Source organism: Sphingomonas sp. P2_B6 (genome assembly GCF_056404755.1).
In genome coordinates this window covers 305,831-318,869 of the sequence record NZ_JBFUDK010000003.1, presented here as the reverse complement: position 1 = coordinate 318,869, position 13,039 = coordinate 305,831, and the positions used below count along the sequence as shown (strand labels likewise).

Below are 13,039 nucleotides of genomic sequence, written 5' to 3'. Positions count from 1 at the left end.
CCCGCTCCGGTGCCTGGTGAAACGGTTCTTTTGAGCGCGCAGACGCGCGCCCCACCCCTCAACCCCTCCCCTTCAGGGAGGGCAATCACCTATGGCGCGGCACGGTGGGGAAGGGGGCAGAGCATGAGTTCACGCGAAGGCGCGAAGACGCAAAGATGTTCGAATGCGGTCAAGCGGACCGCTTATCACGGACAGACTATCTAAACTTCGCGTCTTCGCGCCTTCGCGTGAACCCGCTTTTCCTTCCTCCAAGCCGAAACAAACGTGATGCGCTGATAGGCGATTGCCCTGCCCTTCAGGGGAGGGGCTGTTCAGACCGGTCGGATTCGACTCTTCTGTGCTGAAGGTCGTTTGATGAATATTTGAATGCCGTCATGGAACGAACGTCCGGTTCGGGACACTGGAGCATGAGGTGTGGGGAGAATCCGGCGTGAATGGGTGCCTGCGCATTGCGATCCCGATCATCGTTCTGATCGCGCTCGCAATATATTGTTCCTTCCCGCACCCTATTCATGACCAGACGAAATTGATGGCAATAAAGGCCGAATCCCAACGCCTGATCGCGGCTTATCCGCTCATTCGGCCCGAGCAATCTGTTGACGTTCCGAAAGACAAATGGCCGCCCGTCATCGCTGGCCTGAAGCCTTTTTCGGTGATCGTCCGCCACGGGATGGTGGATATCACGACGAAGCCATATTTCGACGGCGGCTGGGGATATGGCTTCGCCTTGGACAAGCGGGACCTGCCCATGCTTGTAGAATGCTGGTCGGCGTTAGGCCAAGGCATATATTGGCACGGCCCCTGCTGATCAGACATTGGTGCGTCCTGCGGGCCGGAGGGCGGGGGCATCAATGCGCATGACCGATGATGCCTCACTTGCGCACGTTACGAGCCCATGTCCGCATACTCGATTGCGGACATGCAGCGGCGACTTGGCAGCGTAGCCAATCCCACATGCCAAGGTTGCCCTTCAATTCCCCTGGGCGGGCAGGGAGCGAGGCGCGAAGCCGACGGTGGAGGGACCTCCCCGAGCAACGCTGCCACGGCCGGCGGGAGACCTTGGCCGACGAATTTCGAGGAGGGTTCGAGCTTCCTTTCGTTCCTTCGCACTACGACGAAACCCGAACCCTCCTCAGTTACAACCAGAAATGTTCACCATAGACGATGATGAATGGAGATGTCTTCAAGACCTGATGAACGAGAGCAGGTCAGGGTTGAGAACATCTGCATATGTGGTCAGCATGCCATGGGGGTAGCCGGGATAAGTCTTCAGCGACCCGTGCTTGAGCAGGTCGACCGCGCGCGGCACGGAACTGGCGAACGGGACGACTTGATCGGCCTCGCCATGCATCACCAGCACCGGCACGGTGATCTTCTTGAGGTCTTCGGTATAATCTTCGAGCCAGGAGTCGACCGTCGCGTAATGTGCGAGAGCACCGCCGGCCATGCCTTGGCGCCACCAGTTCGCAATGACTGCCTCCGAAGGCTTGGCCCCATCCAGGTTGTAGCCGTAGAACGGATTCTCGGGGACGAAACGGTAGAACTCCGCCCGGTTGCCCAGCACGCCTGCCCGGATCGCGTCGAACCACTCCGGCGGTTGACCGGACGGGTTGTCCTCGCTCCGGTACATGTTTGGCGTCAGGGAAGCGACCAGTACCGCCTTCGCGACGCGCTCCTGGTGGCGAGCGACATAGCGGGCCACCTCACCGCCACCTGTCGAGTGCCCGATATGGATCGCGTCGCGCAGGTCGAGATGTTCGGTCAGGGCCGCGAGGTCGGCGACCCAGTGGTCCATGTCGTTGCCGGTGCCGGGCTGGTCTGACCGGCCGTGCCCGCGCCGGTCATGGGCGATCACCCGGTAGCCGTGACGAAGGAAGAAGGTCATTTGGGCGTCCCAGTCGTCGGCCGACAGCGGCCACCCGTGGCTGAAGACGATCGGCTGACCCGATCCCCAATCCTTGTAAAAGATGTTTACGCCGTCCGTTGTCGTGATCGTAGGCATTGCTCAGTCCTTCACAATGTGCCGCGGATGAGGATTCATCACTCGCTGGCGCGGCGTTCCAGCGATGATCCGGCAAAAGAACATGACCAGTCGTCTATTAATTGGTCAAAATATTTAGGCCAGCAAAGAGGGCAAAACAAAGCGCTCGAAGCTGTCAAAGGGCGCCCGGCTACGTTCGACCTTGGCCCGCATGACCGCCCCTTCGAACGTGTCGATCAGTGCGACAGCAAGCTGCTCAGGATCCTTTCCGGCCGATAATTCCCCTTTCTCCTGCGCTTCCTGCAAGCATGAGGCGAGCGCGGCGGACCACTCGCGATAGATCGCTGCGAGCTTGATCCGCACGTCCTCGCTCGTCGGCGTCACCTCCAGCGCCATGTTCCCGATCAGGCAGCCGACCGCATAACGGCGGCGCTCGTGAAACTCTGCCAGGCCCGCGAAATAGCGCGCGATACGCGCGAGCGGTACCATGTTGCGATCGGCCAGGATCGGGCCGTAGGTGGCAACCACCGAATCCCAATACTCGGTCAGCACTTCGACCGCGAAGGCTTCCTTGCTGTCGAAGTAATTATAGAACGACCCCTTGGGCACGCCGGCTGCCGCGGTGATCTCCTGCACGCCCGTCGCGTTGAAGCCTTGGGTGCTCACAAGGTCTCCCCCCTTTTCGAGGAGGCGCGATCGCGTTTCGGGATTGGCTGGTCTCGGCATGGGTTTATATATGACCGGTCGTCTTATAACCGTCAAGCTATTTTTTTTTAATGGTGCGGCGTCAGTTTGTAGGCCTGTCCCTTTGGGCTCAACGTAAACGGAAGCTGATCGACAGCGCCGATCCCGATGTCGAGTCTCCCGCCACCCTCCGCTGAAAGCCGACAGCCGCTTTTCCACCACTTCCGGCCATTCGCGATTCTTGAGTCTGCGGCTCAGGCCCTCGAGGTGACGAGATGTCCGAACACATAATCGGCCGGCAACACCATTCGCCGCGACCACTACCGCCGCGCTCGACGGCAGGATCGCGTTCCGCCGGCTCAGCTCGTGCGCATGATCGCTAGCGCCCGTTCGCCGGCAATCGCACACGCCCCGAAAGCCGCCACTGCTCTGGACTAGCTGCCCCCAGCCACCCATATTTCAAAGGGAAAGGGGACGACAATGGTCAGCACATCCAACGACGGCATCATGTCCGAATACCTCGTCAAATACGCTTTGGTGAAATCAAGCGAACGCGAGCGTCCGACGGAGCTTCTTGAGACGCTCTACATGTCCGAGCGCTTTCAAGCGGGTGACGATCTGAAGTCCGTTCGCGAAAACTATGATCACGCCGTATGGAATGGTGTTCCGGCATCGGAAATAGAGCGCCGCCTGGCCGCGCTGGACGATTTCATGAAGGACCTTGCCCGCAATCGGGCCGAGATGTGGGGCCTCAACTGATTGACCGACATTGACCGCTGACGGGCCCTTGCTCTCATAGTGGCCATCGCGGTTTACGAGTCTAGGGCTCAGGCCCCCGCGCCGGCGCTCCGCCGAAACAGATAATCCGCCGGCAACGCCATCCGCCGCGAGGCCTGCACCGCCGCGCTCGACGGCAGGATCAGCCGGTCGGACAGCCGCACCGCGCCCTTGAGCAAGGTCGCCTGGCCCGGCCGAAGCCCGTGTTCCGGCCCGAGGCCGACCCGATCCCGCACCCAGCCCGGCACCAGATCCACCGCGGCACGCACCAGCATGCGCTGCAACGGCCGCAGCGGTGCGGGGAAAGCCGGCGCCGCGCGGACGATGTCGAGAAACTCGAACAGGATCGGCGAGGCTTCGAGGCGCGGGCGCATCGTGCCGAACAGGGCGTAGAGCGCCGCTTCGTCCGCCGGCGGCGCCACCGCGCCGTAGAGCTGGGCGGAAGGCGCCGCCTCGGCGTAGAATCGATCGCGCTCCGCCTGGCTCAGCCTGTGCGCGTAACGATGATAGGCTTCGCAGAAACCGTAACTCGCGGTCGCCTGCACCCAGGTCAGCAGCACCGGATCGTTGGCCTGATACGCCTCGCCGCCGGGCGTGGCGCCCGACACAGCCGCATGCCGGCGCACCACGCCTGCGATCATCGCTTCGGCCTGGCTGCGCGCGCCATAGACCGTCATCATCGCCGCCAGGCCAGTGCGCTGCAGCCGCGTGACCGGGTCGCTGCGGAACGAAGAATGCTCCCACACCCCGGTACGTACCGCAGGTTCTGCCAGTTCGAGGATGACCGCCGCGACACCGCCGATGAACAGGCTCAGCGGGTTCTTGAACACCCGCCACGAGATCGAATCCGGCGGCACCAGCGCGGCTTCTCCCGGGGGCTGCGTGAAATCCACGTCAGGCCCGGAGGGCGGCCGCATCAGCGCCGATGCCGAGGCATCGAGCCGTCGCTGGACGGAGGGCAGGGCGATGATCGGGTCGATCAGCGACGGGTGAAACATGCGTGGTCCTTCATTGGCTTTCCCGTCCTCAACGCCCCGGCGCCGCTTTGGGCCCGGATGGTCGCGCCGCTGGGATATCGATCCCGCGCAACGCGTTGTTGCACCAGTCCATTTCACTAGGAGAAGATCATGCCTCGTGGAGACAATAGCGCCTATACCGACAAGCAGAAGCGCAAGGCCCAGCATATCGAGGAAGGCTATGAGCATCGCGGCGTGCCCAAGGAAGAGGCCGAGAGCCGCGCCTGGGCCACCGTCAACAAGGAATCGGGCGGCGGCAACAAATCCGGCTCGGGCCGGGGCAAGCCCGACACCCATGTGTCGTCGTCGCGCGGCGGCCGGGCGCACAAGTCCGGCTCGGCCGAGCAGCGCTCGGCGGCGGCGCGCAAGGGCTGGGACACGCGGCGCAGAAACGCATCGGCCTGACGGTCGCGGCGGTGGTGTCGGGCGGGGTCCGCGCGCTATGAAGGCGCGTGATCCGCACCCGAACCATCGCGGCCCTCGCTGCGCTCGCCCTTGCCTCCCCCGGCGTCGCCCGGGACAGGGACGTGCGGCCTCCCTGGCCTGACTCGCCGCTCGCACGGGCCGGCGCGCTGGCGCTGGTGCAGACGCTCAACGCCGAGCTGCTCAGCCATGACAGCGCGACCCTCACCTTGGACGGCTGGTGCGCCCGCCGCGCGCTCGCGCCGACGGGTAGCAGGATCGTCGCCGAGCGCGTTACCGGTCAGGACAAGCCGGTAACGCCGGAAGTGCGGGCGACCCTGCAGGTCGGCGCGGAAGAGTTGGTGCGCTATCGCCGCGTCCGGCTGCGCTGCGGTGACCGCGTGCTGTCCGAGGCCGACAATTGGTACGTCCCGTCGCGTCTCACGCCGGAAATGAACGCCGTGCTCGATACCAGCGACACCGTCTTCGGCCGCGCGGTGCAGGCACTGTACTTCCGCCGCCAGACCATCAGCGCGACGTTGCTATGGTCGCCCCTGCCCAATGACTGGGACGTCTCGCGCCTCGCCTTGCCGCGAGGCACCGGCGGCAGGCTGGCCATTCCGGACAAGGTGATCGAGCACCGCGCGGTGCTGCGCCTGCCGGACGGCACGCCGTTCAGCCAGCTGGTCGAAACCTATACCGGCGACGTGCTCGGTGCCACGCCCCCGATGGTCGCGCACCGATGATCTCGATCCGGTCATGATGGACCCTCCTGCCCCTGCGCACGTTCAGGCGCCCGACCCCCCAACAAGGAATCTTGATGCTTCAGGCTGAATCCGTGCTCGACCATCACGACCTGATCCTGCGGCCCGATCCGTCGCGCACCGTCGTCCGGCCGTTCGAGCTGGAATATCCGGGCCGGTTCCGCGTCGAGGGCCATCCGCGCGCCCAGGCGATCGTCGACCGGATCCTGACGCTGGACGAGGCGTCGCTCGAAAGCGAGCTCCAGCTGCTCACCCATTCACTCGACGAGCGGCACCGCGATGTCGACGACATGCTGCGCCGCCGCTTCGACGAGGTCGCTAGGCTCCTGCCCGGGCAGATCGCGGTCAACGATCCGCAACGGCGCCTGATCGGCGCCTATTTCAGCGAGGAATTCTCGTTCGAGGCGGCGGCTTTGTTCAATCCCAGCGCGGTGGCGGCGCCCGATCAGTCGGGCGTGCCGGAAGGCGCGGTGCGCTTCATCCTGTCGCTGCGCGGCATCGGGGAGGGCCATGTCTCCTCGGTCACCTTCCGCACCGGCGTCTGGATGCCGGGCAGCCAGATCAGCGTCGATCCTGCCAGTCCGGCCGCCGTGCCGCCGACCATCGACGATGCGCGGGACGATTCGATCGCCGCGGTGACGCTCAATTGCGGCGGCAGCCGCACGATCTCGGAAACCGTGCTGTTCCCGATGCTGCCGAGCCAGCGCCAGGGGATCGAGGATCTGCGCCTCGTCCGCTTCACCGACGATGACGGCAGCGTCCTTTATTACGGTACCTATACCGCGTTCAGCGGCGCGGCGGCGCGGCCGGAACTGCTGTCGGGCACCGATTTCCGCAGCTTCCGCATGTGTGCGCTCACCGGCGACGCGGCGGGTGCCAAGGGCATGGCGCTGTTCCCGCGCCGGATCGACGGGCGTTACGTCATGCTCGGCCGGCAGGACAGCGAGAGCATCTGGCTGCACAGCTCCGACAATATCCTCCACTGGGAGGGCGGCGGGAAAATCGTCTCGCCGCGCTACCCGTGGGAATTCGTCCAGATGGGCAATTGCGGCTCGCCGATCGAGGTCGACGAAGGCTGGCTGGTGCTCACGCACGGCGTCGGCACGGTGCGCAATTATTGCATGGGCGCCTGTCTTCTCGACAAGGCCGATCCGTCGAAGCTGCTGGCGCGCACGCCCGAGCCGATCCTGATCCCGAGCCCCGACGAGCGCGACGGCTATGTCCCGAACGTGGTCTATAGCTGCGGCGCGCTGCTCCAGGGCCGCGAGCTGATGATCCCTTATGGCGTGGCCGACAATTTCGCGGCCTTCGCGACGACCACGGTCGATCGGCTGCTCAAGTGCATGGAGTAGCGGTCGATTCAAACGGCCGGCGGCTTCGGGCAGCGTCGCACCGCCCCGACCATCATCAGCCAGTCCCGGCGGCTCTTTGACATGACTGGAATGTTGGACGGAATCTCGCGTCCTAACAGCGGTAAATAGCGCTGTTTTGCCGCACTTTTTCCGCTGTTATGGCCGTTCGGTTCATAACAGCGAAAACGCCGCGTAAGGGGCTGATCCTGTTCGGGAAAAAAACCGGCCGAAATCCAACATAACAGCGGACGAAAAAAACGAGTCGGAAAAACGGCGGAATGTTGGAGGGTTCGGCGGGCCCTCAGCCCAGCGCCGGCAGGGTCACGACGAACCGGGCGCCGCCCGCCGCATTCTCGCCGCCGATCTCCCCGCCATGCGCTTCGACGATGGTGCGGCAGATCGGCAGGCCCATGCCCATGCCGTTCGCCTTGGTGGTGAAAAAGCTGTCGAACAGCCGGGCGGGGTCGGGCGGCAGGCCCGGGCCGCTATCCTCGACGGTCAGCGTCACCCGGCCGTCGGGCAGCGTGCCCGTCGCGAAGCGCAGCATGCGCTCCGGCACGCCTGCCTCGGCCATCGCCTGGACCGCATTGACCGCGAGGTTGACGATGACCTGCTGCAACTGAGTCCGGTCGCCCGACACCGTGGCGAGGTCGGGCTGCAGGTTCAGCTCGATGCCCACGTCCTGCGCACGCAGCTCGTGCGCCAGGAAGGTGCGGACGTCCTCGACCAGCGCGTTGAGCGACAACGCGATGCGCTCTGGTTCGCGCCGCTCCGCCATCGCCCGCACCCGCGCGATGATCGATGCCGCGCGCCGCGCATCGGCGACCATGCGGCCGGCAAGCCCGCGCACCTCCTCCAGGTCGGGTTCGTCATTGGCCAGCCAGCGCAGGCTCGCCTCGCCGCTGGTGGTGATCGCGGCGAGGGGCTGGTTCACCTCATGCGCGATCGACGCGGTCAGCTCGCCGAGCATCGAGACGCGCGCGGCATGCGCGAACTCCGCCTGGAGCCGCTGCAGTGCGCCCTCCGCCTGCTTGCGCGCGGAGATGTCGACCACCCCGATCAGCAACACGCCGCGCCGCCGGTTCTCCTGCGACAGCGATACGGTGAACAGCACGTCGATCGGCATGCCGTCGAGGCGGAGCAATTGAGTCTCGGTGACGAGGTGCGGCTCGCGCGTCATGGTCGCGACCAGCGCGTCGATATAGGCGGGCTCGCTGTCGCGCGGCCAGAAGCGCGCCGCAGGCTGGCCGACCACGCTGTTCGCGTCGGTCGCGCCGAACAGTTCCAGCGCCTTGGTGTTGACGTCGGCGACGATCGCCTGCTCCATCGTCGCGCGCACGAAGTCGCGATTGGCGTGGAGATAGGCGCCCAGATCGGTCACGCCCTGGTCGCGCAGCGGAATCAGCATTGCGCCGACGCCGGTGAAGTCGACCTCCCAGAAAGCGACCGCCATCGCCTCGAACATGTTGCGATAGCGATATTCGCTGATCCGCAGCGCATCCTCGGCGGCCTTGCGCCGGGTGATGTCGCGGGCCGTTTCGATGATCCGCACCAGCGTGCCCGCTACGTCGCGCTCCGCGCTCCAGCGGATGTCGACCACCCGTTCCTCGCCGGTGGCGGTGGTCCGCACGACCTCGCCTTCCCAGCGCCCCTCGGCCAGCAGCCGCGCCTCCACCTCCTCAACCGGCAGGTCATGGCGCGATTTCAGCAGCATGTGAAGGTTGCGGCCCAAAGCGTCGACGCGGGGCCAGCCATACAGCTCCTCCGATGCCGCGTTCCAGGAGAGCACGCGCCCGCCCGCATCGCGCGTCACGACGCTCTCATGGATCAGATCGAGGATGTCGGCCGGTGCCCCCACCAGGGCCTTGTCGGCAAAGCGCGCTCAGGAGTCCAGCGCGCGCCGGATGCAGGAGACGAGATCGTCGGCTTCGAACGGCTTGCGCAGCAGGCAGAACAGCCCGGCCGCTTCGCCGCGCTCGTCGATCGATTTCTCGGTGCGCGCCGTGACCAGGATCACCGGCAGCGGCCGCACCCGCGCCCCGCCCAGCCGCGCGGCGAGGTCGAGACCGCTGATGCCCGGAAGCTGGAAATCGGTAACGAGGCAATCGGCCCGCTCGAGGGCGTCCGCCGCCAGGAACGCCTCGGCCGAGGCGAAGCCCGCGCCGTCATAGTTGAGCGACCGCATCAGCCCCACCAGCGCGGGACGCAGCGATTCGTCGTCCTCGACGATGGCGATCAGGGGTTTGCCGGGCACGCTATTCGATCCTTCCACTCGGGGAAGCTCGACACACCGCCATCCCTGCCGCCATCCCTGCCAGAGCGGGCGGGACCGCGCCATAATCCGATCGTATTACGGACCTAGGGCGCCTTCACGCCCAGCTTTTCCGCCATGCGCACCAGATCGGGGAGGGTGCGGGCGCCCATCTTGCGCATCGCCGCGCCGCGATGGATCTTCACCGTGACCTCGCTCAGGCCGAGCTCATAGGCGGCCTGTTTGTTCATTCGCCCGGCGGTGACCAATGCCATCACCTCGCGCTCGCGCGGCGACAGGGTGGCGTGGAGCGTCTTCAGCCCCGCATCGTCGCTTTGTGCCGCCCGGCGCGCGCTGTCCCGCTCGATCGCGATGGCGACCGCGTCGAGCATGTCCTGATCGCGGAACGGCTTGACCAGGAAGTCGATCGCGCCGGCCTTCATTGCGCGCACCGACATCGGGATGTCGCCATGCCCGCTCATCAGCACCGCCGGCAGGGTTATGCCCAGCTCGTCGAGCCGGTCCTGGAAATCGAGCCCGCTGATCCCGGGCAGGCGTACGTCGAGCACCAGGCAGCCCGGCGCATCGTCGCGCGGGGCATCGAGGAACGCGGCAACCGAGCCATGGCCGCGCGCCTTCAGCCCGACCGACCGGAACAGACTCTCCAGCGCACTGCGCAGCGACTCGTCGTCATCGACGATATGGATGATCGCGGTTTCCCCCATATCGGACGAATAGTGTGGCCCCATCGGAGCGGCAAGGCAGCTTTGGGGCGCTGCCGTCATACCAATGGTTGACTGGCCAGGAGCCTGCCGGTCGACGAAATGAGGGCACGCAGCGATCCACCTCACTGAAAGGCTCTCCGATGTTCACTCGCGTCAAACTCTCGGCCGCGCTCACGCTCGGCATCCTCGGTTTCGCCGCGACGGCGCAGGCGCAGTCCGCGGACTCGGCGGTCAAGCCCACCATCGTGCTGGTACACGGCGCCTTTGCCGACTCCTCAAGCTGGAATGGTGTGATCGCGAAACTCATCCATGACGGCTACCGCGTCACGGCGGCTGACAACCAGTTGCGCAGCGTTCACGGCGATGCCGCCGAGGTCTCGGCGATCCTGAACAGCATCACCGGGCCGGTGGTGCTGGTCGGCCATTCCTATGGTGGCACCGTGATCAGTGAGGCTGCCGCGGGTCACGCCAATGTGAAGGCGCTGGTCTATGTCGCGGCGTTCATGCCGGCAGCCGGCGAGACCAGCCTCGGTCTCAGCGGCAAGTTCCCGGGATCGACGCTGGGTGGCACCCTGGCGCCGCCGGTGCCGGTCGCTGACGGCAACCAGGACCTGTATATCAGCCAGGACAAGTTCCCGGCCCAGTTCGCAGCGGATGTGCCGCACGACCAGGCCGTTCTGATGGCCGCGACGCAACGTCCCGTCACCCAGGCTGCCTTGACCGAGCCGTCGAAAAACGCTGCCTGGCAGGCGATCCCGTCCTGGTCGATCTACGGCGCGGCCGATCTCAACATCCCCGCCGCGGCCCATGCCTTCATGGCCGAACGCGCCCATGTCCGGCGGGTCGTCGTGGTGCCGGGCGCTTCGCATGTCGTGATGATATCGCACCCGGCCGAAGTCGCGGCACTGATCGAGGATGCTGCCCTGGCGAAATAACGGGATCGGGCCGGACTGTCGGGCTGGCTAGTTCCCGCTCGACAGGTCGGCCCAGTCCTGATTGGTGCGACGGACCAGCCAGGCGTGGATCGCTTCCGCATCCTCGTTGCCCAGCACGTCGCCGAAGCTCGCCATGCCCTTTTCGCGCCGCTTGCCGTGCAGCACGATGTCGAGGAACTCGGCATGGGTGGCGGGGCTCATGCGGCGCAGGTCCTTGATGCCGCCACGCGCCTGCTCGGCATGGCAGGTCGCGCAATGCTGGGCATAGAGTTGCTCGCCGCGCGCAATGGTCTCGGGGCTTGCGGTCGTGTCGGCGGGTTTCACCAGCGCGGGGCTCGCGCCTGCCAGCGCCGGCAGCCTGGCGGTCCCGCCCAGCTTGAACACCAGTAGGCGCGGCGTCGAGAGCGGGAAGCCGAGCGACTTGGCGCTGGTCGAATGGGCCAGCCCGCCGCCCCAGCCGGCATTGACCGCCACATATTGCTCGCCGTCGAGCATATAGCTGATCGGCGCCGCGATCGGCACCTGCTGGACGGGTGTTTCCCACAGCTTCTTGCCGGTGTCGGCGCTGTAGGCAGCGAAGGTGCCGCCGACCGTGCCCTGGAAGACGAGGTTGCCCGCGGTCGCCAGCAGCCCGCCGCTGCCGCGCTGCGGATAGGGTACGCGCCAGCGTTCCTTCTGCGCGACCGGATCCCAGGCGGTCAGCCAGGTCTTGTTGTTCGCCGCCGCGTAATCGGCCGCCGCCTTGCGGGTCAGGTCATAACCGGTGGTCGAGATACCGAGCTGGCTCATATTGCCCGGCGACTGCTTGAACGCCGGGTTGAGCGAATAGGCCATGGACATCTCCGTTACCGGAAAATAGGCGAGGCCGGTCTGCGGGCTGTACGCCATCGGGTTCCAGTTATGCCCGCCGCCCGGGCCGGGCGTGACGATCACCGGAACCTCGCCATAATGCGCCTCCGGGTTCATGTTGGGCCGGCCAGTCGCCATGTCGATGCCGTTCGCCCAGTTCATCGCGACGAAGGGCTTGGCCGAGATCAGCTTCCCCGTCGCGCGGTCGAGCACGTAAAAGAAACCGTTCTTGGGGGCCTGCATCAGCACCTTGCGGACCTGGCCGCCGATGGTGAGGTCGGCGAGGATCATCGACTGGGTGGCGGTATAATCCCACTGTTCGCCGGGCGTGGTCTGATAGTGCCAGACATAATCGCCCGTATCGGCCTTCAGCGCGACGATCGAGGACAGGAACAGATTGTCGCCGCCGCCCGGGCTGCGATAGGCCTGCACCCAGGGGCCGCCATTGCCGACCCCGAGATAGACCAGGTCGAGATCGGGATCATAGACGATCGAATCCCACACCGTGCCGCCACCGCCGCGTTTCCACCATTCGCCGGTCCAGGTCTTCGCGGCCATGTCGAGGATCTTGTTGGGCTGTGGCTTGGACGGGTCGCCGGGCACGGTGTAGAAACGCCAGAGCTGTTTGCCTGTGTCGGCGTCATACGCCGTCACATAGCCGCGCGCCGCGCCCTCCGCCCCGGCATTGCCGATCAGGACCTTGCCGTCGAACACGCGCGGTGCGCCGGTGATGGTGTAGGGCCAGACCGGCTCGAAGGTGTTCACGCTCCACACCGGCTTGCCGGTGCGGGCATCGAGCGCGATCAGCCGCCCGTCGAGCGTGGCGAGGATGATCCTGCCATTCCACGCCGCGACGCCGCGCGTCACGATGTCGCAACAGGCGAGCTTGCCCGTGTCGCGATCGACCTTCGGGTCGAAGCGCCACAGCTCCCTGCCGGTCCTGGCGTCATAGGCGACGGTGACGTTCCACGGCTCGATATTGTAGAGCACGCCGCCGATCATCAGCGGCGACGCCTCGACGCCGCGATCGACCGGCAGGTCGGCATACCAGGCAAGTCCCAGCCCGGCGACGTTGCTGTCCCTGATCCGGTCGAGCGGGCTGAAGCGCTGCTCGTCATAGGTGCGCCCGGGTGCCATCCACTCGCCCGGCGTGCGATCAGCGGAAAGCAGGCGCGCCTGATCGACATTGGCGGGCTTGCCGCGCTGCGGGGCAGCCTGGCTCAATCCCTGGGCGGCGACCGCCGCGCAGCCGAATGCGAGCGCGATACGCCAGAAGGTCAATGCCATCCCCAATTCCCTCCTG

General features: G+C 65.9%; 13 protein-coding genes. 6 read left to right on the top strand and 7 right to left on the bottom strand.

What is annotated here, in order from left to right; genetic code table 11:
* Nucleotides 1–412 precede the first annotated feature (412 nt).
* Nucleotides 413–808 (top strand): hypothetical protein, encoded by a 396-nt coding sequence (locus AC1DX5_RS06160; protein WP_478014569.1) that lies wholly within the window; start codon nt 413–415, stop codon nt 806–808.
* Between the two features lie 375 nt (nt 809–1,183).
* On the opposite strand, the gene AC1DX5_RS06155 is transcribed toward AC1DX5_RS06160, so the two are convergent.
* Nucleotides 1,184–2,002 carry an alpha/beta fold hydrolase gene (locus AC1DX5_RS06155; protein WP_465171032.1) on the bottom strand — a complete coding sequence of 273 codons (819 nt, stop codon included), beginning with the start codon at nt 2,000–2,002 and terminating at the stop codon, nt 1,184–1,186.
* Between the two features lie 114 nt (nt 2,003–2,116).
* On the bottom strand, nt 2,117–2,647 hold the full coding sequence (locus tag AC1DX5_RS06150; protein ID WP_478014568.1) for a TetR/AcrR family transcriptional regulator: 531 nt from the start codon (nt 2,645–2,647) through the stop codon (nt 2,117–2,119).
* Between the two features lie 498 nt (nt 2,648–3,145).
* Here AC1DX5_RS06150 and AC1DX5_RS06145 point away from each other — a divergent pair, with 498 nt between their 5' ends.
* Entirely contained in the window at nt 3,146–3,424 is a 279-nt protein-coding gene (locus AC1DX5_RS06145) for a hypothetical protein (RefSeq protein WP_478014567.1), read from the top strand.
* Nucleotides 3,425–3,492: 68 nt separating this feature from the next.
* Here the strand turns inward: AC1DX5_RS06145 and AC1DX5_RS06140 are convergent, their stop codons facing one another.
* Complete coding sequence (locus AC1DX5_RS06140; protein WP_478014566.1) at nt 3,493–4,440, bottom strand: oxygenase MpaB family protein; 948 nt, start codon at nt 4,438–4,440, stop codon at nt 3,493–3,495.
* A gap of 129 nt (nt 4,441–4,569) precedes the next feature.
* Between AC1DX5_RS06140 and AC1DX5_RS06135 the strand changes: the two genes are divergently transcribed.
* From AC1DX5_RS06135 to AC1DX5_RS06125, 3 genes are all read left to right on the top strand, one after another.
* Nucleotides 4,570–4,863, top strand: a complete 294-nt coding sequence (locus tag AC1DX5_RS06135) for a plasmid stabilization protein (RefSeq protein ID WP_478014565.1) — start codon at nt 4,570–4,572, stop codon at nt 4,861–4,863.
* Between the two features lie 47 nt (nt 4,864–4,910).
* A complete protein-coding gene (locus tag AC1DX5_RS06130) occupies nt 4,911–5,606 on the top strand; it encodes a hypothetical protein (RefSeq protein ID WP_478014564.1) in 696 nt (231 codons plus the stop codon).
* Nucleotides 5,607–5,680: 74 nt separating this feature from the next.
* The gene (locus AC1DX5_RS06125) at nt 5,681–6,976 is read left to right on the top strand and encodes a glycoside hydrolase family 130 protein (protein ID WP_478014563.1); all 1,296 of its coding nucleotides are present in this window, start codon (nt 5,681–5,683) and stop codon (nt 6,974–6,976) included.
* Between the two features lie 301 nt (nt 6,977–7,277).
* On the opposite strand, the gene AC1DX5_RS06120 is transcribed toward AC1DX5_RS06125, so the two are convergent.
* From AC1DX5_RS06120 to AC1DX5_RS06110, 3 genes are all read right to left on the bottom strand, one after another.
* Complete coding sequence (locus AC1DX5_RS06120; RefSeq protein ID WP_465171024.1) at nt 7,278–8,834, bottom strand: PAS domain-containing sensor histidine kinase; 1,557 nt, start codon at nt 8,832–8,834, stop codon at nt 7,278–7,280.
* A 24-nt stretch (nt 8,835–8,858) separates the two neighbouring features.
* A complete protein-coding gene (locus tag AC1DX5_RS06115; protein ID WP_465171023.1) occupies nt 8,859–9,230 on the bottom strand; it encodes a response regulator transcription factor in 372 nt (123 codons plus the stop codon).
* A gap of 104 nt (nt 9,231–9,334) precedes the next feature.
* A complete protein-coding gene (locus tag AC1DX5_RS06110; RefSeq protein WP_478014562.1) occupies nt 9,335–9,976 on the bottom strand; it encodes a response regulator transcription factor in 642 nt (213 codons plus the stop codon).
* 116 nt (nt 9,977–10,092) lie between these two features.
* On the opposite strand from AC1DX5_RS06110, the gene AC1DX5_RS06105 reads away from it, so the two are divergent.
* Nucleotides 10,093–10,887, top strand: a complete 795-nt coding sequence (locus AC1DX5_RS06105; RefSeq protein WP_465175153.1) for an alpha/beta fold hydrolase — start codon at nt 10,093–10,095, stop codon at nt 10,885–10,887.
* A 27-nt stretch (nt 10,888–10,914) separates the two neighbouring features.
* Here AC1DX5_RS06105 and AC1DX5_RS06100 read toward each other — a convergent pair whose 3' ends face one another.
* Nucleotides 10,915–13,023 (bottom strand): PQQ-dependent dehydrogenase, methanol/ethanol family, encoded by a 2,109-nt coding sequence (locus tag AC1DX5_RS06100; protein WP_478014561.1) that lies wholly within the window; start codon nt 13,021–13,023, stop codon nt 10,915–10,917.
* Between the last annotated feature and the right edge of the window lie 16 nt (nt 13,024–13,039).